This window comes from Actinomadura barringtoniae (assembly GCF_017573505.1).
In the GTDB taxonomy this organism is placed as follows: domain Bacteria; phylum Actinomycetota; class Actinomycetes; order Streptosporangiales; family Streptosporangiaceae; genus Spirillospora; species Spirillospora barringtoniae.
Genome location: NZ_JAGEOJ010000028.1, coordinates 21,783 through 41,433, shown reverse-complemented (window position 1 = coordinate 41,433; position 19,651 = coordinate 21,783). Strand labels below are relative to the sequence as shown.

At 72.4% G+C, this 19,651-nt stretch carries 19 protein-coding genes; 8 read left to right on the top strand and 11 right to left on the bottom strand.

Translation table 11 applies throughout. The annotated features are described in order from the left end of the window. Positions 1-9 precede the first annotated feature (9 nt). From J4573_RS46760 to J4573_RS46740, 5 genes are all read right to left on the bottom strand, one after another. A complete protein-coding gene (locus tag J4573_RS46760; RefSeq protein ID WP_208262890.1) occupies positions 10-2,133 on the bottom strand; it encodes a glycosyltransferase family 39 protein in 2,124 nt (707 codons plus the stop codon). After that, complete coding sequence (locus J4573_RS46755) at positions 2,133-3,380, bottom strand: bifunctional glycosyltransferase family 2/GtrA family protein (protein ID WP_208262889.1); 1,248 nt, start codon at positions 3,378-3,380, stop codon at positions 2,133-2,135. The genes J4573_RS46760 and J4573_RS46755 overlap by 1 nt, the downstream gene beginning before the upstream one ends. Before the next feature lie 89 nt (positions 3,381-3,469). Next, on the bottom strand, positions 3,470-4,933 hold the full coding sequence (locus J4573_RS46750) for a sensor histidine kinase (RefSeq protein ID WP_208262888.1): 1,464 nt from the start codon (positions 4,931-4,933) through the stop codon (positions 3,470-3,472). Beyond that, positions 4,930-5,667, bottom strand: a complete 738-nt coding sequence (locus J4573_RS46745) for a response regulator transcription factor (protein ID WP_208262887.1) — start codon at positions 5,665-5,667, stop codon at positions 4,930-4,932. Before J4573_RS46745 ends, J4573_RS46750 begins: the two co-directional genes overlap by 4 nt. Positions 5,668-5,781: 114 nt before the next feature. Then, positions 5,782-7,125, bottom strand: coding sequence for a hypothetical protein (locus J4573_RS46740; RefSeq protein WP_208262886.1), 1,344 nt, complete (start codon positions 7,123-7,125; stop codon positions 5,782-5,784). 278 nt (positions 7,126-7,403) lie between these two features. Between J4573_RS46740 and J4573_RS46735 the strand changes: the two genes are divergently transcribed. From J4573_RS46735 to J4573_RS46715, 5 genes are all read left to right on the top strand, one after another. Further along, on the top strand, positions 7,404-7,805 hold the full coding sequence (locus J4573_RS46735) for a hypothetical protein (RefSeq protein ID WP_208262885.1): 402 nt from the start codon (positions 7,404-7,406) through the stop codon (positions 7,803-7,805). A 119-nt stretch (positions 7,806-7,924) separates the two neighbouring features. Beyond that, entirely contained in the window at positions 7,925-8,512 is a 588-nt protein-coding gene (locus tag J4573_RS46730) for a carbonic anhydrase (RefSeq protein WP_208262884.1), read from the top strand. An 18-nt stretch (positions 8,513-8,530) separates the two neighbouring features. Further along, positions 8,531-9,982, top strand: a complete 1,452-nt coding sequence (locus J4573_RS46725) for a SulP family inorganic anion transporter (protein ID WP_243774711.1) — start codon at positions 8,531-8,533, stop codon at positions 9,980-9,982. A gap of 169 nt (positions 9,983-10,151) precedes the next feature. Then, the gene (gene rsgA / locus J4573_RS46720; protein WP_243774710.1) at positions 10,152-11,249 is read left to right on the top strand and encodes a ribosome small subunit-dependent GTPase A; all 1,098 of its coding nucleotides are present in this window, start codon (positions 10,152-10,154) and stop codon (positions 11,247-11,249) included. Positions 11,250-11,257: 8 nt separating this feature from the next. Then, entirely contained in the window at positions 11,258-11,764 is a 507-nt protein-coding gene (locus J4573_RS46715) for a GNAT family N-acetyltransferase (RefSeq protein ID WP_208262882.1), read from the top strand. Positions 11,765-11,810: 46 nt separating this feature from the next. Here J4573_RS46715 and J4573_RS46710 read toward each other — a convergent pair whose 3' ends face one another. Both J4573_RS46710 and J4573_RS46705 read right to left on the bottom strand, forming a co-directional pair. Beyond that, the gene (locus J4573_RS46710; protein ID WP_208262881.1) at positions 11,811-12,653 is read right to left on the bottom strand and encodes an ABC transporter permease; all 843 of its coding nucleotides are present in this window, start codon (positions 12,651-12,653) and stop codon (positions 11,811-11,813) included. Then, a complete protein-coding gene (locus J4573_RS46705; protein ID WP_208262880.1) occupies positions 12,653-13,597 on the bottom strand; it encodes an ATP-binding cassette domain-containing protein in 945 nt (314 codons plus the stop codon). The genes J4573_RS46710 and J4573_RS46705 overlap by 1 nt, the downstream gene beginning before the upstream one ends. 97 nt (positions 13,598-13,694) lie before the next feature. On the opposite strand from J4573_RS46705, the gene J4573_RS46700 reads away from it, so the two are divergent. After that, on the top strand, positions 13,695-14,471 hold the full coding sequence (locus J4573_RS46700) for a TetR/AcrR family transcriptional regulator (protein WP_208262879.1): 777 nt from the start codon (positions 13,695-13,697) through the stop codon (positions 14,469-14,471). Here the strand turns inward: J4573_RS46700 and J4573_RS46695 are convergent. Then, positions 14,468-15,430 (bottom strand): helix-turn-helix transcriptional regulator, encoded by a 963-nt coding sequence (locus J4573_RS46695; protein WP_208262878.1) that lies wholly within the window; start codon positions 15,428-15,430, stop codon positions 14,468-14,470. The genes J4573_RS46700 and J4573_RS46695 overlap by 4 nt on opposite strands. A 37-nt stretch (positions 15,431-15,467) precedes the next feature. Beyond that, entirely contained in the window at positions 15,468-16,091 is a 624-nt protein-coding gene (locus tag J4573_RS46690) for a class I SAM-dependent methyltransferase (protein WP_208262877.1), read from the bottom strand. Between the two features lie 123 nt (positions 16,092-16,214). Between J4573_RS46690 and J4573_RS46685 the strand changes: the two genes are divergently transcribed. Beyond that, on the top strand, positions 16,215-17,018 hold the full coding sequence (locus J4573_RS46685) for a polyprenol monophosphomannose synthase (protein WP_208262979.1): 804 nt from the start codon (positions 16,215-16,217) through the stop codon (positions 17,016-17,018). Here J4573_RS46685 and J4573_RS46680 read toward each other — a convergent pair. After that, on the bottom strand, positions 16,984-17,595 hold the full coding sequence (locus J4573_RS46680; protein WP_208262876.1) for a DUF4865 family protein: 612 nt from the start codon (positions 17,593-17,595) through the stop codon (positions 16,984-16,986). The two genes, J4573_RS46685 and J4573_RS46680, sit on opposite strands and share 35 nt — an antisense overlap. Positions 17,596-17,605: 10 nt before the next feature. Further along, the gene (locus J4573_RS46675) at positions 17,606-18,166 is read right to left on the bottom strand and encodes a TetR/AcrR family transcriptional regulator (RefSeq protein WP_372443033.1); all 561 of its coding nucleotides are present in this window, start codon (positions 18,164-18,166) and stop codon (positions 17,606-17,608) included. 109 nt (positions 18,167-18,275) lie between these two features. Between J4573_RS46675 and J4573_RS46670 the strand changes: the two genes are divergently transcribed. Beyond that, complete coding sequence (locus J4573_RS46670) at positions 18,276-19,640, top strand: FAD-binding oxidoreductase (protein WP_208262874.1); 1,365 nt, start codon at positions 18,276-18,278, stop codon at positions 19,638-19,640. The last annotated feature ends 11 nt before the right edge of the window (positions 19,641-19,651 follow it).

The window sequence follows — 19,651 nt, the reverse complement described above, 5'->3', positions numbered from 1 at the left end:
TTCTCGGGATCAGCGCAGGTAGTACAGCTGCGCGCCGCTGCCCGAGGAGGACGAGGAGGACGAGGATCCTCCGTACTCGCTCGGCTGGACGAGGGTGCCGTTCTTGCGCACCCACTCCGACACCTCGGAGTTGCCGCGGTCGGGGCCGAAGCCGCCGCCCTGGCCGCTCACCATGACGTAGTGGAGCTTGCCCTCCTTGACGTACTGCTGCAGCTTGGCGACCGTCATCGCCGGGTCGCTTCCGGTGAAACCGCCCATCGCGATGACCGGCTGCCCGGTCGAGATGATGATCGAGGAGGCCTGCTGGGCGCTGCTGACCGCAAGCAGCCACTGCGCGCCGTTCCGGTGCTTCTCCAGGTAGGAGATCATCGCCTGGCTGGCCTCCCCGCCGGGCCCGCCGCCCATGCCGCCGGACCGCTGCCCGCCCTGGGACTGGCCTCCCGGCGTCTGCCCTTTCGGCATCTCGCCTTGGCCGCCGCCGGGCATCTGCCCGCGCTCCATGCCCTGCGGCATCCCGCCGGGAGGCGCGCCCCCGCCAGGGAAGCCGCCAGGGAAACCGCCCCGGCGCGATCCGCCGCCCGGCATCCCGCCCGGACCGCCGAAGCCCATCCCGGTGGAGGGGCCAGCGAGCGGGTTGGTGCCGTTGGTCGTGGAGGACGCGGCCGAGGCGGCGTAGGCGCCCGGGCCCGCGAGCCCGGCCAGGACCGCCAGCGCCAGACCGGCGACCGTCACCGCCCGCCCACCGCCGCGCACCAGGCGGCCCGCCACCAGGGCGGCCACCGCGAGCACCGTCGCCGCGACGACCACCCAGCGCAGCCAGGGGTTCCAGTCCGGCGTGCGGTTCAGCAGCATGAACGCCCACACCCCAGTGATCGCGACCGCGGCCGGAAGCACGACCGCCCACACCGCCGAACGCCGGTAGGCGCCGTACAGCAGGACCGCGCCCGCGCCGGTGAGCGCCGCGATCGCCGGGCCCATCGCCGTGGAGTAGTACGGGTGGAAGGTGCCCTCGGCGAAGCTGAACACCACGAAGTGCACCGCCAGCCAGCCGCCCCAGATCAGCAGCCCGGCCCGCGCCAGGTCCACGCGCGGCCGCTTCCACAGCAGCACCAGACCGGCGACCAGCGCGATCGCCGCGAACGGCAGCAGCCAGGAGATCTGGCCGCCGAGGATGTCGTTGAACATCCGGCCCGCGCCCGAGGTGCCGCCGAAGCCGCCGCCTCCGCCCGGGCCGCCCCGGCCGCCGCCGGGACCGTTGTTCTCGCCGAAGATGCGGCCCAGCCCGTTGTAGCCGATGACCAGGTCCCACACCGTGCCGTCGGTGCTGCCGCCGATGAACGGCCGCGACGAGGCGGGGATGAGGTCGACGACGACCATCCACCAGAAGCTGGACACCGCCATCACCGCGCCCGCCGCGAGCAGGTGCACGATCCGGCGCACCACCCCGGCCCGCGCGGCGATCAGGTAGGCCAGCGCGAGCGCCGGGACCACCAGGAACGCCTGGAGCATCTTGGTGTTGAAGCCGCAGCCGACGAAGAACGCCGAGGCCAGCAGCCACCGCAGCCGTCCCGACTCGATCGCCTTCTGCGCCGCCCAGGCCGCCGCGACCAGCAGCAGCACCAGCAGCGTGTCGGGGTTGTTGTCCCGGTTGATCGCCACGGTGATCGGCGTCAGCGTCAGCACGCCCGCCGCGATCAGCGCGGCCGGGTAGCCGAACGCGCGCCGCACCGTCGTGTAGAGCAGCGCCACCGCCGCCACACCCATGAGCACTTCGGGGAACAGCAGGCTGAAGCTGCCGAACCCGAAGACCCGCGCGAACAGTTCCTGCGCCCACAGCGACATGGGCGGCTTGTCGACGGTGATGAAGTTGCCGGTGTCCAGCGAGCCGAAGAAGAACGAGCTCCAGCTCTGCGACCCGCTCTTGACCGCGGCCGAGTAGTAGGAGTTGGCGTAGCCGCTGGCCGACATGCCCCACCCGTACAGCACGCCCGCGGCCACCAGGATCGCCCACAGTGCGGGCCGCACCCAGCGCGGCTCCTCCGGCCGCCCCAGGAACAGCCGGGCGAGCCGGCCTCGTTCGGCGGACCCGGCGCGACCCTCCGCCTCAGGCGGTGAGATCTGCTGAGTCGTCATCAGTCCTGTCCCCCAGACTCGTCGATGCTCACCCGCAGGCGGCGCGGGTGGAAGATCCAGGCGCGCATCAGCAGGAAGCGCACCAGGGTCGCGACGCCGTTGGCGACGACCAGGGCGGTGACCTCCACCGCCCGCGAGACGTCCGGCGCCAGCACGTGCAGCAGCGCCAGCCCGCCGGTGCTGAGCACCAGCCCGAGCAGGAACGCCACCCCGCCCTCGACCTGCTGCCGGAACGCGCCCTGCGAACCGGTCACCCCGAAGGTGAAGCGGCGGTTGGCGGCGGTGTTGCCGATCGCGGTGATGACCAGCGACAGCGCGTTCGCCGCGAACGGACCGGTGACCGTGCGCAGCAGCACGAACAGCACCAGCTGCGCCAGCGTGGAGATGACGCCGATGACGGCGAAGCTGGGCAGCTGCCGGGCCATCCCGGTGGGCAGCTCAGGCCGCGGCCTGCCGCCCACCGGTGCCCGGAACGCGCCGGTCAGCATCCGTCGTCCCACCCGTGCCATCCCCCTCAGATCGTCCATCGCGGTCCGCAGCACGTCCACCCGGCTGTCGGGGTCGTCGACCCAGTCGACCGGCACCTCGTGGATGCGCAGCCCGTTCCGTTCGGCCAGCAGCAGCAGCTCGGTGTCGAAGAACCACTCCTCGTCCTCCACCGACGGCAGCAGCGCCTGCACGATCTCGGTGCGCGCCGCCTTGAACCCGCACTGGGCGTCGGTGAACCGCGCCGCCAGCGCCGTGCGCAGCAGCAGGTTGTAGCAGCGCGAGATCAGCTCGCGCTTGGGTCCGCGCACGACCGCCGAGCCGCGCGACAGGCGGCTGCCGATCGCCAGGTCGCTGTGCCCGGAGATCAGCGGCGCGACCAGCGGCAGGAACGCGTCCAGATCGGTCGACAGGTCGACGTCCATGTAGGCGACGACGTCGGCGTCGCTGCCGCTCCACACGTGCCGCAGCGCCCGGCCGCGGCCCTTGCGGTCCAGCCGGACCGCGCGCACGTGCGGCAGCTCGGCCTCCAGGCGCCGCGCGACGCTCCAGGTCGCGTCGGTGCTGGCGTTGTCGGCGATCGTGACGCGGAACGAATAGGGGAACGTCCGGGCCAGGTAGGCGTTCAGCCTGATGATGCTGGCCTCGAGGACGTGCGCCTCGTTGTAGACGGGAACGACCACCTCGACCAGGCGCTCCCGCCGGCCGGGATCCGGCTCGGGTGGGAGCGGCCCGGCGGGAGGGGCCGTGTCGGTGACCATGTGGCTCATGAGAACCAAGCTCGTCAACCGGTGTGGGAGCGGGCTGAGCCGTTCCTTAATGCCGGATGAGAAAGGCTCCGGCCGTCACATCAGTCCTCAGGAGTCGCCGTGCCGGGCAGCCGCACCCGGGCCATTGTGCCGCCGCCCTCGGCGGGATCCAGGCGCACCTGGCCGCCGCTCTCGCCGACCACCCGGGCGACGATCGACAGGCCCAGGCCCGAGCCGGGCAGGCTGCGCGCCGACGTCGAACGGTAGAACCGGTCGAACACGTGCGGCAGGTCCTCGGCGGCGATGCCGGGCCCGTGGTCGCGGACGGTCAGCTCCCCGTCGGCCAGCCGCACGTCGATCGACCCGCTGGACGGGCTGAACTTCACCGCGTTGTCCAGCAGGTTCACCACCGCGCGCTCCAGCGAGCCGCGGTCGCCGTGCACGTACCAGGGCTTGGTGACCGCCTCGATCCGCAGGTCCGGGCCGCGCAGCCGGGCGCGTTCGACGGCCCGGTCGACGACCTCGTGCAGCGCGACCTCTTCGCGGACCGGCTCCTCCTGCTCAGGCCGTGCCAGCTCCAGCAGGTCCCCGACCAGACTGGACAGCTCCAGCATCTGCGCCTTGACGTTCACCAGCATCCGGTGCCGGGTGGCCGGGTCCAGCTCGCGCCCGGTGTCCTGTGAACGCAGCAGCAGGTCGATGTTGGTGCGCAGGCTCGTCAGCGGTGTGCGCAGCTCGTGCCCGGCGTCGGCGATGAGCTGTTGCTGCCGGTCGCGGGAGGCGGCCAGCGCGGCCGTCATGGTGTTGAACGACCTGCTCAGCCGCGCGATCTCGTCCGCGCCCTCCGCCGGAATCTGGGTGTCCAGATCCTCGGTCCGCGCGATGTGCTCCACCACGCCCGTCAGCTCGTCCACCGGCCGCAACGAGGTCCGCGCGATCACCAGCCCCGCTCCGGCCGCGATCAGCACGCCGAACGCCGACACCACCAGCATCAGCACCGCGAGCCGGTCCAGTGGCCCCTGGACCTCGTCCAGCGGCAGTGCGTAGGACACGGCCCCGACCGTGGTGCCGTTGTCGGTGATGACCGGCCGGGTGAACACCCGCACGTCGATCCGGTTGCCCGACGAGTCGACGCCGCTGCCGTCGTGCAGTGCCTTGGACGTCTCGGCCTTGGCGACCTGGACGTCGGCCGGGGTGACCGTGATCGACCCCGCGTCGGCGAACGTGCACGCCTTGCCCTCAGGACTGACCGCCTGGATCATCTGCGTCGGGCCGAACATCCGCCCGCTGAAGGGCGAGGCAGCCGGAGAACTGCCGCACTGCTGCAGGGCCGTGTAGATGACATCGCGGAGATGTTGATCGCGCCGGCCGCCCGGGCCGGGATCGCCTTCCGGACCGGACGGGGGCGGGCCGCCGCCGATCGCCTGCAGGCGCCGGTCCATCTCGGAGTAGAGCTGGCCGCGCACCAGGAACCAGCTGGTGACGGCGCACACCGCCACCGCCAGCGCGACCGCCACCGCCGCCAGCAGGGCCAGGCGGGCGCGCAGGGTGAGGCGGCGGGTCACGGCGCCGCCGAACGGAGCACGTAGCCGACGCCGCGGACGGTGTGGACCAGCCGGGGCAGGCCGTCGATCTCGGTCTTGCGGCGCAGGTACATCACGTACACGTCCAGGGAGTTGGAGGCGGGCTCGAAGTCGAAGCCCCAGACCGTCTCCAGGATCTGCTCGCGAGTGAGGACCTGGCGCGGGTGCAGCAGGAACATCTCCAGCAGCATGTACTCGGTGCGGGTCAGCTCCAGCGGCTTGCCGGCCCGGGTGACCTCGCGGGTCAGGGTGTTCATGCGCAGGTCGTCGAACGCCAGGGTCTCCTCGGCCTTGGCGTCGCCACCGCCCGCGGCGGGCGCGGCCATCGCGCTGCGGCGCAGCAGGGCGCGCACCCGCGCGAGCAGTTCGTCGAGCTCGAACGGCTTGACCAGGTAGTCGTCGGCGCCGGCGTCCAGGCCGGTCACGCGGTCGCCGACCATGTCGCGCGCGGTGAGCATCAGCACCGGCATCCGGGCGCCAGCCGCCCGCATCCGGCGGCACGCGGTGAGGCCGTCCATGCGCGGCATGAGGACGTCCAGGACGACCAGGTCCGGCTCGTCGGCGCGCACCCGTTCCAGGGCCATCGCCCCGTCGGAGGCCTCCTCGACCGCGTAGCCCTCGAACTCCAGGCTGCTGATCAGCGACTCCCGTACGGCGGGTTCGTCGTCCACCACGAGCAGGCGGGCGGGCGTCGCCCCCTGGGTTCCAGGCTCCATGCACCCACGGTAACGAGGGGCTAGCGGGCCAAGGTCCCTGGAGGGGCCATTTTCATCGTTCTTTCACGAACTTCTGAGCAGGCCCTTATCGGGTGTCCAGGGACTCTGCGGGATCTACGAGGCCCTGTCGGTGGGCTGCTCGGGCCGCCGGACCGCGGTGCCGACGGGCGTCTGGACGACGCCGGGCACCGGGTGGTCGGTGCCCGCGGGGTTGCTACGGGGGTTGCTGCGGGTCCGGCCGCGGTAGCGAGAGGCGTTCTTGAGGGAGCTCATCGCGATCTTGGGTACGACGCGCGGCGCGGTCTTGGCGGTGACGCGGATCGCGATGCCCGTGGCGGTCTCCAGCGCCCGGCCGGTGGCCGGGTTGGTGATGACCTTGCCGGCGGCACGAGTGACCAGGCCGGTCACGGTCGCGCCGGTCTCCGACGGCGGCGGCGCGGGCCGGGTGCCGGCGACCCAGGTGGTCTTCATGACCTCGACGACCACGTCCTTGGCGACGTCGCGCATGAGCTCGCGCAGCGCCTCCTTCATGGCGAGCTTGAGCGCCTCGCGCATCAGCTCGGCCATCACGACCTCGATCGCGTAGGCGGTGGCGCGGGTGGCGGCCTGGGCGGCCAGGCCGCGCGCGGTGCGGGCCAGCGAGCTCTGCGCGGCCGACGCCAGCAGGCCGGTGGCCGAACGGACCGCGTCGCTGCCGACGGCCTTGGTCGCGACGTCGGCGGCGGCCGCGGTGACCGGGCTGAGCTCGGCGAGCGCGACGGCGTCCTGGGCGCGGCCGCGGACCGCCCCGGCGACGTCGCGGGCGGCCTCCAGCGCGGTCTGCCGGACGACGCTCACCACCACGTCGCTGCCCACGTCCAGGGCGACCTCGACGGCGACGTCGGCGACCGCGTCCAGCGCGACGTCCACCACGGTCTTGGTGGCGGCCTGGACGATCGGCGCCGACACGGTCCGGCCGGCCATGTCCAGCGCGGTCGCGGTGGCGGCGCGCGCGAACGGGTTGCTCGCGGCCAGGCGGCGCGCGGCGATCGCCATCGGGTGCTGAGCGGCCTGCCCGGCCAGCTCCAGCGCGGTCGTGGCCGCCTCCATGGCGGTGCCGGTGAGGGCGTTGGACCCGGCGGCGGCGCGCGCCTCCATGACGGCCTTCTCGGCGGCCGAGGTGGCGACCTTCACCGCCGCGTCCCGCGCGGCCTGCTCCACGACCTTCATCGCGGGCGTTCCGGCGACCTGCTCGACGATCCGGGTCGCGGCGAGCGCGGTGGCCTCGCTCGCCACCTGCCGTACCGGCTCGGTGATCGCGACGGCCAGCTTGGCGGCCTCGCCCGCGGCCGGCGCGACGGTGTTCCAGATGTCCTCGATGCGGTCCGCCGCCGCCCGGTCGACCGCAGCCGCCACGCGAGCCGGCTCCATGGACCGTTCCGGCGGCGTCCGCACGCCGTCTGTGTCCTGCTCGTCCACCCGTCACGCCCCTGATTCGCTCGGGTTCCGCCTCTTTCACCATAACCGGCACCGGGCACCACAACGAGACATGTCGCGAAACTGTTCACCCCAGATCGTGATCTTGTGCGCGGACGCGCGCCAGTGGCTCATCCTGACTCCTTTCATGACAAAGGCACGGAGAGTGAGTGTGAGTTCGCGCATAGTTCAGCGAGACGCCGCCCGCGTGGGCCGCCGCGCCCCTATCCTCACGATCGACAGATCAATAAGCGGCCCGGCGAGCGGAGGGGGAACCGGCGGTGACCCGGCGCGGCACGACCGTCCTCACCCTGCTGCTCACCGCGGCCCTCCTGATGATCATCGGTCTCTGCCCGCTCCGGGCGGACACCGCCGCGGGCACCCACCACGGTCCCGGCGGCGGCCAGCGGGCGTCGGTCACCAGCACGGTCACCGGCACGCTCGCCGCCGACCGCCACGACCACCCGAACGAGATCCCCGACGCGCCGCCGACGGCCCGCGTCCACGCCATCGCCGCCGAGCCTCGTTTCGCCAAGGCCGCCATCCCGGTCATGACGCTCCCCCGCGACGCCGGGACGCCGCGCGGCCTTCCAGCGCCCGGCCGTATCGAGGCCCACCTGCACAGCGTGAGCAGGCAGGTCACAGGGGACGTTTCGGCCCTTCTCCAGGTCTTCCGGCACTGAGCCGCCGTCCGGGCCGCGCTCGCCCGGCCTGACCTTCACCTGCCTCACACCTGTCTCAGCTCCCCTTTCACTCCATCGACGCGGCCGCCCTGCCGACGGCGCCCCTGGAGGTCTTTGGCATGCAATCGTTCATCGACCACGCCCGCTCGTTCCGCGCACGCGCCGGAACCGGCCTGCACCGGCTGGCCGAGGGCCAGTCGCCCCTGGCCCTGTTCATCACCTGCTCCGACTCCCGCGTCATCCCGTCCCTGATCACCGGCGCCGGCCCCGGCGACCTGTTCGAGCTGCGGACCGCGGGCAACATCGTCCCCGCCTGGCGGCCCGAACGGCCGACCGGGGAGACCGCCACCATCGAGTTCGCCGTGGAGGTCCTCGGCGTCTCCGACGTGATCGTGTGCGGGCACTCGCACTGCGGCGCCGTCGGCGCCCTGGTACGCGGCCAGGACCTCACCGCGCTGCCCGCGCTGCGCCGCTGGCTGTCGGACGCCTCGCCGCCCGGCGCGTTCACCGGCGTCCCCGACGACGCCGAGCTCGCCGAGGCGGTCCAAAGCCACGCGCTCGCCCAGCTCGACCGGCTCGCCACCTACCCCGCGATCCAGGGCCGCCTGGAACGCCGCGAGATCGGCCTGCACGCCTGGTACTACCAGGTCCACACCGGCTCGGTGCTGGCCTACAAGCCCGCCGCCCGCGCGTTCCTCCCCCTCTGACCCGCGATCGAGGACCCGATGATCCCCGCCACCCTGCGGCGCGATGCCGCCGCGTCCCTTGTCGTCTTCCTCGTCGCCCTCCCGCTGTGCGTGGGGGTCGCCGTCGCCTCCAGAGTCCCGGCCGAGCTCGGCCTGGTCACCGGCATCGTCGGCGGGCTGCTGGTCGGGCTGCTGCCCGGCAGCAGCCTCCAGGTCAGCGGCCCCGCCGCCGGGCTGACCGTGCTGGTGTTCGAGGCCGTCCAGCGGTACGGGCTGGGCGCCCTCGGCGCGCTCGTGCTGGCCGCCGGGCTGCTGCAGGTCCTGCTGGGCGTGCTGCGGATGGGCCGGTGGTTCCGCGCCATCTCGGTCGCCGTCGTGGAGGGCATGCTCGCCGGGATCGGCCTCACGATCATCGCCGGGCAGCTGTACGCCATGGCCGACGCCAAGGCGCCCGGCTCGGGCCTCGGCAAGATCGCGGGCCTGCCCGGCATGGCCACCGGCGGGCTCGGCTCGTCCGGAGCGCTCGCCGCCCTGGCCCTCGGTGCGGGAACGGTCGCGCTGCTGGCCGGATGGCGGTACCTGCCCCGCCAGGTACGCGCCGTTCCCGCACCGCTCGCGGCGGTCGCGCTGGCCACCGCCTCTACCGCCCTGCTCGACCTGCCCGTCGCCAAGCTCCAGGTGCGGGGGCTGGCGAACGCGATCCAGCCGCCGGGCACCAGCGACCTGGCCGGGCTGGCCGAGGTGGGCATGCTCGGCACCGTCGTGGCATTCGCCCTGATCTCCTCGGCCGAGAGCCTGTTCAGCGCCGCCGCCGTCGACCGCATGCACGAGGGGCCGCGCACCGACTACGACAAGGAACTCCTCGCCCAGGGCGTCGGCAACACCGTCTGCGGCGCGCTCGGCGCGCTGCCGATGACCGCCGTCATCGTGCGCAGCGCCACCAACGTCCAGGCGGGTGCGCAGACCAAGGCGTCGCGGTGGCTGCACGGGCTGTGGCTGCTGCTGTTCGCCGCCCTGTTCCCGGCGGCGCTGGAGACCATCCCGCTCGCGGCGCTCGCCGGGGTGCTGGTGCACGCGGGCTGGAAACTGATGCCGCTCGCCCAGCTCCCGCCGCTGTGGCGCGAGCACCGCGGCGAGGCGGTGATCCTGGTCGCCACCGCGGCGGCCGTGGTCGCCCTGAACCTCTCCGAGGGCGTGCTGCTCGGCCTGCTGCTGGCCGTCCTGAAGATCGCCTGGGAGACCTCGCACGTCCACGTCGAAGTCCACGACCCCGGCCACGGCACGATCGACGTCGCCATCAGCGGCAACGCCACCTTCCTGCGCCTGCCCAAGATGCTCGGCGCCCTGGAGGCGCTGCCCAAGGACCGCCCGATCGAACTGGACCTGGCGGGCCTGCGGCATCTCGACCACGCCTGCCGGACCGCCCTCACCACCTGGGCGGACGGCCACAACGAAAATGGACCCGTCGCCGTTCCGGTCATGGAGGTATGATCGGCGGCCGGAGCTCTTTGAGGGAGGTGAGTTGAATGGCCGTCTTCGTGATGGTTGCTGCCCGCAGCAGCATTCAGGCCATCCTCATTTCCCGGGCTCTCGGCTGACCCATAACCCGGCTCTGTCCGCGCGCGTCGCCGAAGCCCCTTCACCCAAGGGTTTCAAGACGTTGTCTTCCGCATTTCCTTCCGCGTTCCCGCACGCCCTGACCGGCTACGGCTGGGACGAGGACCGCCAGAACGAGTTCACCCGGCACCGTGACGCCGGACTGATCCCCGCCCGCATCGTCGCCGTCGACCGCGGCCAGGCGGACGTCATCACCGAACACGGCCCCCTGCGGGCCGACACCACCGCCGTGGCCTCGCCCGACGACCCCGCGCAGGCGCCCTGCACCGGGGACTGGGCGGGGCTGCGGCCCGGGGACCAGCCCGCGATCGTGGAGCTGCTCCCCCGCCGCACCGCCATCGTGCGGTCCTCGGTCTCCCGCCGCGCCCAGGGGCAGGTCCTGGCCGCCAATGTCGACACCGTCGCCATCGTCGTGTCGCTCGAGATCGCGGTGGACCTGGGACGCATCGAACGCCAGCTCGCCCTGGCCTGGGAGAGCGGGGCACGGCCGGTGGTCGTGCTCACCAAGGCCGACCAGGTCGCCGACCCCGGCATCGTCGAGACCGAGACGGCCGAGGTCGCCGACGCCGCACCCGGCGTGGACGTCATCGCGGTCAGCGCCACCACCGGCGAGGGCCTGGAGGCGGCCACCGCCGTGCTCACCGGCACGGTCGTGCTGATCGGCACGTCCGGTGCGGGCAAGTCCACGCTCGGCAACGCGCTGCTGGGCGACGAACGGCTGGCGACCGGCGCCGTCCGCGCCCAGGACGGCAAGGGCCGCCACACCACCGTCCGCCGCGAGCTGCTAGCGCTGCCCGGCGGTGGCGTCCTCATCGACACGCCCGGACTGCGCGGCGTGGGCCTGTGGGACGCCGCCGAAGGCCTGCAGCACACCTTCGCCGAGATCCAGGAACTGGCGCAGGAGTGCCGGTTCGGCGACTGCGTGCACGAGACCGAGCCGGGCTGCGCCGTCCTCGCCGCCATCGAGGACGGCACCCTGCCGCGGCGCCGCCTGGACAGCTATCGCAAACTGAGGCGGGAGAACGAATGGATCGCCGCGCGCACCGACGCCAGGCTCCGCGCCGAACGCGCCGGCAGATGGAAGACCATCGCCAAGGCGCAGCGGCAGGCCTACAAGCTGCGCGGAGGCCGGGACCGGTGAGGGGGACCATGAACGGCTGGACGACCAGGACCGAGACGGGCCGCGACATCGCGGCCGTCCACGCGGTGAACGCCGCCGCCTTCGAGCAGCCCGCCGAGGCCGAGCTCGTGGACGCGCTCCGCACCGACCCGGCCTGGCTGCCGGGCCTGTCGTGGGTGGCCGAGGAGCCTGGCGGGCGGGTCATCGGCTACGCGCTGCTGACCCGCTGCCACGTCGACGAGGCGGAGGCGCTCGCCCTCGCCCCGGTCGCCGTGCTGCCCGGCTTCCAGAAGCGGGGCGTGGGCGACGCGGTCGTGCGGGCCGCCCTGGACGCGGCGCGCGACCAGGGAGAACGGCTCGCCGTGGTACTCGGCCACCCCGACTACTACCCGAGGTTCGGATTCGAACGGGCCTCGGGCCTGGGGATCAAGGCGGCGTTCGAGTATCCCGATGAGGCGCTGATGGCCCTCGTTCTGGACGGTGCCTCGACGGCGCCGGCCGGGACGGTCCGGTACGCGGCGCCGTTCGGCGTCTGACGTCTGATCTCGGGGTCGGCGGCCGATGCCGCCGCCGACCCCGGGATCACCGGCCGCGCCGGTTGTAGGTGCGGACCGACAGGGGGACGAAGACGGCCAGGAGCACCACCGACCACAGCAGCACCGCGGCGACGGGATGCGCGATCGGCCAGGCCGTGTGGCCGGTCGGCACTCCGGGGTTGCCGAACAGCTTGCGGCACGCGGCGGTCAGCGCGCTGACCGGGTTCCAGTCGGCGATGAAGCGCAGCCAGTCCGGCATGCCCGCGGTCGGGACGAACGAGTTGGACAGCATCGTGACCGGCAGGCTCAGCGGGATCAGCTGGTCGGCGACCTCCTCGTTCTTGACCACCAGCCCGAACCAGACGCCCAGCCAGCCCAGCGCGTACCGGAACAGCATCAGCAGCAGGAACGCCTGGGCGGTGGGCCAGACGCCGCGGTGCGCCTGCCAGCCGACCACCAGGCCGGTGACCACCATGACGATCATCGCCAGGACGCCCATGAGGGAGTCGGCGCCGCTCTGCCCGAACGCGACCGCCGAGCGGGCCATCGGCATCGAACGGAACCGGTCCATCACGCCCCGCGCGGCGTCCGTGGCCACCCGCAGCGTGACGCCCATGGTCGCGGTGAACGTCACCATCGTGAACAGCCCCGGCATCAGGTACTCGCGGTAGTTGCCGCCGCCGGGCACCTTGATCGCGCTGCCGAAGACGTAACCGAACAGCACGACCATGATCGCCGGGAAGATGAGCATGGCGATGAGCTCACCGGGCTCCTGCCTGAGCCGGGCCACCTCGCGCCCGATCAGGGTGATCCCGTCCGCCACCGTCCAGCGCAGGCGGGTGGTCAGGGAACCCGCGGGGGCGGGGGCGGTAACGGTGTGCGTCGCCATCAGACGGTCTCCTTCTCACGGCCGGTGAGGCGCAGGAACACCTCGTCCAGAGTGGGCCGGCGCAGGCTCACATCGGCCATCGACACCCCGGCGCGATCCAGCTCCAGCACGATGTCGGCCAGCCGGGTGCCCGCCCCGGGGAGCGCGACGCTCAGCCGGTCGGCGGCGGTCATCGCCGGATCGGCCCCCGCCAGGCCGCTCATGACCGTCGCCGCCGCCTGCAGCGACGAGGGGTCCTCCACCTCGACGTCGAGGCGGTCGCCGATCGTCGCCTTGAGCTCATCGGGGGTGCCGGTCGCGACGACGCGGCCGTGGTCGACGACGGCGATGTCGTCGGCGAGCTGGTCGGCCTCGTCCAGGTACTGGGTGGTGAGCAGCACGGTGGTGCCGTCGGCGACCAGTTCGCGGATGCTGTCCCAGATCTCCCCGCGACTGCGCGGGTCCAGGCCGGTCGTCGGCTCGTCCAGGAACAGCACCTGCGGGCGCAGGATCAGGCTGGCCACCACGTCCAGGCGGCGCCGCATGCCGCCCGAGTAGCCGCCCACCGGGCGGTCGGCGGCGTCCATCAGCCCGAAGCGCTCCAGCAGCTCGTCGGCCCGCCGCCGCGCCTGTGCCCGGGGCAGGTGATACAGCCGCCCGAACATCCGCAGGTTGGAGCGCCCGGTCAGCTTCTCGTCGACGGCGGCGTGCTGTCCCGCGAGTCCGATCCGCGCCCGCACCTTGTCGGCGTCGCGGGTGACGTCGAACCCGGCGATGCGGGCGTGCCCGGAGTCGGGGTCCGACAGCGTCGCCAGGATCCGCACGGCGGTGGTCTTGCCCGCGCCGTTCGGGCCGAGCACGCCGCAGACCGAGCCCGCGGGGACTCGCAGGTCCAGCCCTCGCAGGGCGTGGGTGTCGCCGAAGCTCTTGTGCAGATCCTCGGCGATGACTATCGGATCGGCCATGATCCCTCCATTGGGTACGCCGTACGCGGTTAGTGGGCTCAGGCTAAATTACTGGGTACGATGTACGCAACTAGAATTCTCCGGAGGGAGGTGACGGGTGAAGGACACCGAGTACGTCAACATCTGGATGCGGCCCGAACGCCCGGCCCGCGGCCCGCGGCCCGCCTACAGCCGCGACCAGATCACCGAGGCCGCGGTGCGCATCGCCGACGCCGAGGGCATCGAGGCCGCCTCCATGCGGAAGATCGCCGCCGACATCGGCGCGGGCGCGATGTCGCTCTACCGGTACGTCCCCTCGCGCGATGACCTGATCGAGCTGATGGTCGACAGGGTCTACGGCGAGATGGACCTGCCCGCCGGGCCGACCGGCGACTGGCGGGCCGACCTGGAGACCATGGCGCGGGAGTACCGCGCCATGCAGCTACGGCATTCGTGGCTCCACACCGTGCAGCGCGGCACGCCCATGTACGGGCCCGAGCAGCTCCGCGTGACCGAGTTCGGCCTGGGCGCGCTCGACGTGGGCATCTCGATCGACGAGATGCTGAGCCTGGTCGGGCTGCTGAACGGCTACGTGGACAACTTCACCCGAGCCGAGGTCATGTGGCTGGATCTCGCCCGCCGTACCGGGCTCACCCAGGACGACTGGATGCGCAGGAACGCCGGCTACGTCCACCAGATCATGCGGTCCGGCGATCATCCGATCTTCACCCGCGTCGTGATGGACGCCCAGCAGCCGCACATGACCGATGAGGAGAGCTTCGACTACGGCCTGGAGAGGGTCCTCAACGCCATCGGCGCCACGCTCGCCCCGACGCTCGGGCTCACCCCCTCGGTCCGGGCCCTCGAGAACGAGGAATCAGCAGCCGAAGCCTAAGAACCATGGGCGGCACGTTCGGCGCGCCCGGCCGTGTCGCGCAGATACCGCCGCAGCTCGGGCGGCTCGTGGACCTCGAACTCGCAGCCGAGCATCAGCAGCCGCGACGCCAGCCACGCGACCGTGTCGGCGTGCCCGTCCAGCCGGCAGGTGCTCTCGTCGATCGGCGTGATGACACCGGCGTCCTCGCCGAGCCTGAGCTTCATCTGCTCGGCCGGGGCGTGCAGGGTCACCGTCGCGGTGTAGGTGGGCAGCCCGGCGTACATCTTGCTCGCGACGAACGCGGCCGCGTCCTCCTCGGGCATACCCCGGGGCTGGTAGCGCTGGCCGGTCGGATGCGGCTCGCGCACGCGGTCCACCCGGAAGATCCGCCAGTCGTCGCGCTCGTTGTCGTAGGCGACCAGATACCAGCGGCGGCCCGTCGCGACGAGCCGGTAGGGCTCCACCAGGCGGCGGCTCCCGGTCCCGTCGGCGCCGGCGTAGGCGAACCGCAGCCGTTCCCGGTTGGTGGCGGCCGCCGCGACCAGCGCCAGGACATCGGGGTCCACGCGCGGCCCCTCCGAGGTGGGCATCGCCACGGTGGCGGTGTTCAGCACGCTCACCCGGCGGCGCAGCCGCGACGGCAGGACCTGCTCCAGCTTGGCCAGCGCCCGTACCGACGCCTCGCCGATGCCCTCCACCGCGTTCCCGGCGGCGGTGCGCAGCCCCACCGTGATCGCCACCGCCTCCTCGTCGTCCAGCAGCAGCGGAGGCAGCGCGGCGCCCGCGACCAGGCGGTATCCGCCCTCGGGCCCCATCGTCGCCTCGACCGGGTAGCCCAGCTCGCGCAGCCGGTCGATGTCGCGCCGGATCGTGCGCGAGGTGACGCCGAGCCGCTCGGCGAGCTCGCTGCCGGCCCATTCGCGCGGGGTCTGCAGCAGCGACAGGAGGCTGAAGAGCCGCGCCGGGGTGTCCGCCATGATCCCAGTATCCCCGGCATCTAGGACGGTTTCCGTCCTAGACGGCGGGGTCCTTGCGGAGCAGCAGGCACCCCTGCAGGAACCGCTCGCCCTCGTTCGGCTGCCGTTCGAGCCGCGCGATCTCCTTCAGCCCGGCCTCGGCCAGCAGCCCCGCGACGCCGTCGGGCGACAGCCTGTAGGCGCGGGTGACCTTGTGGTCGAACGGCTCCGCCAGCTCCGCGCCGTCATGGGCGTAGAAGGAGATCAGCAGATGCCCGCCCGGCGCGAGGACCCGGGCGAACTCCGCGAAGATCACCGGAAGCTCCTCCGGCTGCGTGTGGATGACCGAGTAGCGCGCGACGATCCCGCCCAGCGAGGCGTCCTCGACCGGAACGCCGGTCATCGACCCCTGCTCGAACCGCAGGTCCGGGTAGGCCTGGCGGGCCAGCGTCACCATGCGCGGCGACAGGTCCATGCCGAAGACGTCCAGCCCGCGCGAGTGCAGGTAGGCGGTCACGCGCCCGGGGCCGCACCCCAGGTCGGCGATGGCCCCGGTGACGAGCTCGGCGAACGCGTCGTGCATCCCCCGGTCCAGCGGGTTGCCCTCGAATGCGGTCGTGAAGAGCTCGGCATAGGTGTCGGCGAGGCCGTCATAAGCCTCGCGCGTGGCGGTCTCGGTCATGATCGCCGACCTTACTCCCCGCCGGTGCGCTCGCGCTCCGGGTCTGATCGGCTACGGCTAGGCTTGATCTCGACGGAGAGCAGCGCCGACACCGGAACGGATCCCATGATCGAACGTGACGCGATGACGGCCGCGCCCGAGGGGGTCGCGGCGCGGGCGGCCGATGCCGTACGGCTGCCCGACCCGTGGGCGTCGGAGGCCGTCACGGTGGTGATGCCGACCTACAACGAGGCCGAGAACCTGCCGACCATCCTGGCGGCCCTGTTCGCGCTGCCGATGCCGGGCCTGCGCGTCCTCGTCGTGGATGACTCCTCGCCCGACGGCACCGGCGAGCTCGCCGAGCGCCTGGCCGCCGAGCAGTACGGCGCCGACCGGCTCTCGGTCCTGCACCGCACCACCAAGGACGGCCTCGGCCGCGCCTACGTCGCCGGCATCGGCCACGCCCTGGAGCAGGGCGCCGCGTTCGTCGTGCAGATGGACGCCGACCTGTCCCACCCGCCCGAGGCCGTGCCGCAGATGCTCGGCACGCTGCTGTCGACGCAGGCCGACGTGGTGATCGGCAGCCGCTACGCGACCGGCGGCGAGCTGGCCGACAACTGGTCCCTGCACCGCAAGTTCCTGTCGGCCTGGGCCAACCTCTACGTCCGCGTCCTGCTGCACATGCGCATCCGCGACGTCACCGCGGGCTTCAAGATCTGGCGCCGCGAGACCCTGGCCGCCATCGACGTGGCGAGCGTCGCCAGCAACGGCTACGCCTTCCAGGTCGAGATGAACTACCGCACGGTCAAGCGCGGCCTCAAGATCGTCGAGGTCCCGATCCGCTTCGAGGAACGCCGCGACGGCGCCAGCAAGATGAGCCTGGCCGTGCAGCTGGAGTCCGCCCTGATGCCCTTCAAACTCCGCCGAGGCCTGTCCCGTAAGGGCTAGGCGTCGAAACGTGCATGACCTCATAGCGTTCGGTCGCCTGCTCGTCGGCCGGGACGGCATGCTCCCACAGCACCACCCGCAGCAGCTGCCACGTGCTCGGATCGACCGCCAGCGCGGCCGTGTGCACCCCTTCGCGTACCGACAGCCTCTTCAGCTCCTCGGTCTCCCGCTCCACCGCGCGTGACAAGGCCATGCCGTCCTCGTCATCGGCGTAGACGGGCAGCGTCGTCACCCGGCGCGAGGCATGAATCGGCGCGACGCCCCGGGCCGGGCCCGTGACGACGTCGATGCCCGTCCAGTGCTGGACGGCCGGGCGGCCGAAGAAGCGGATGATGTTCTGGAACCTGTCGTCCCCGGTCAGCAGGAGACGGCTCATCTCGGTGGTGTCGTGCCACAGGTACAGGCAGGCGTACTCGTTGACCGGGGAGCCGTCGACGCCGGCGTCGCGGAACATGTAGGCCTTGAACGCCAGCCCGGCGCGCTCGTCGAGGGTGTGCATGGCCTTGGAGACGCGCTCGCGCAGGCCCTGCATGTCGTAGTCGGCGGGCAGCTTGAAGGCGTACTGCATCGCATACATGTCGCTGCTCCTAGGCGCGCGGCGTGAGCAGGCCGAGGACACCGTCGATGGCCTGGGTGAACGGCTCGACCGAGCCGGCGGCGCGGGCCAGGACGTAGCCGCCCTGGAGGACCGCGACGACCGTGGCGGCGGTGGCGACCGGGTCCAGGACCGCGTCGACCTCGCCGCGCTCGCGGCCCTCGTTCAGCACGTCGGTGATGCGCGAGCGGATCCAGGCGAACGTCTCCTGGACCGGGCCGCGAAGGGTCGGGTCGGCCATCACGTCCGGGTCCTGGGTGAGGCGGCCGACCGGGCAGCCGCGCAGGACCTCGCGTTCGCGGCGCAGGTAGGCCGCCACGCGCTCGACCGCCGTGCCGGGCCCGGTGAGCTCGGCCTCGGCCTGGGCGCGGAGCTCTTCGGCGGTACGGGTGATCGCGGCGAGCGCCAGATCCGGTTTGCCGTCGAAGTGGTGGTACATGCTGCCCTGGCCGATGCCCGAACGCTGCTGGATGGCCTTGGGGCTGGTGCCGACGTAGCCGCGCTCCCACAGCAGGTCGCGGGTGGTCTCTATGAGCCGTTCGGAGGTGTCCACGGAGATCATTGTACCTACTAGTATCTACAGTCCGTGCATAAGCATTGCTTCTGGAGGCAAGAAGGATCATGTCTTGGACTTATGAGAGGGGCCGGGACAGCATGGAGTCATGAACGACATCGCACTCGACACCTTCACCGGTCCGATCTTCCGACCCGGCGACGCGGGCTACGACGAGGAGATCTCCGGCTTCCAGACCGCGTATGCCCACCGGCCGGCGCTGATCGCCGGTGCGGCCGATGCCGAGGACGTCCGCCTCGCCGTCGAGTACGCGGCGAACAACGGGCTGCCGGTGGCCGTGCAGGCGACCGGCCACGGGCTCTCGGTCGCCACCGGCGAGGACGGCGTGCTGATCGGCACCCGGCGCCTTGACGGGGTGGAGATCGACCCCGAGGCGCGCGTGGGCCGCATCGGCGCCGGGGTCCGCGCGGGCGCCCTGATCGAGGCGGCCGCCGCGTACGGGCTGGCGCCGCTCAACGGGTCCTCGCCCTCGGTCGGCGTGGTCGGCTACACCCTGGGCGGCGGCGTCGGGATCCTGGCCCGGCAGTTCGGCTACGCCGCCGACCATGTCCGCGCCATCGAGATCGTCACCGCCGACGCGAGGCTGCGCCGCCTGGAGCCGGGCGACGAGCTGTTCGGCGCCGTCCTCGGCACGGGCGGCAACTTCGGCGTCGTGACCGCCCTGGAGCTGGAACTCGTCCCGGTCGCCACCGTGTACGGGGGCCAGCTGATCTTCGACACCCCGCTCATCGAGGAGGCCCTGGAGGCGTGGCGGCGGCTGACCGCCGGGGCGCCCGACGAGCTCACCTCGTCGGTCACCATGATCGGCTTCCCCGACCTGCCGCAGCTCCCGCCGCCGCTGCGCGGACGCTACGTCGCCTCGTTCCGGATCGCCTACAACGGCCCGGCCGAGGAGGGCGAGCGCCTGGTCGCGCCGCTGCGGGCCGTCGGCGACCGCATCAAGGACGATCTGCGCTCCATGCCGTACAGCGAGAGCGAGACCATCCACAGCGACCCCGCCGACCCGCACGCCTACGCCGCGACCAACGCGCTGCTCGGCGACCTCACCCCCGACACGCTGCACGCCCTGCTCAAGGCGGCCGGTCCGGACTCGCCGGTCCCGGTCGTCACCGACATCCGCCACCTCGGCGGCGCGCTGCGCAAGCGCGGCCCGGCGCAGGTCGCGGTGGACCACCGCGACGCCGAGTACATCGTCCGGATCATCAGCGGGCACGGACCCGGCGGAGACGGCCCCGACGAGGTCCGCGAACGCTTCGCCCTAATACGCCAGGCCCTGGCGCCCTGGACGGTCGGCCAGAACCTCAACTTCATCTACGGCTACGGCCAGGACGCCGACGAGGCCCAGACCCGGGGCGGCTACGACCCCGGGACCTACGAGCGCCTGTCGGTCCTCAAGGCCGCCTACGACCCGCAGAACCGCTTCCGCTTCAACCGCAACATCCGCCCGGCCTGATCGCCGGTCAC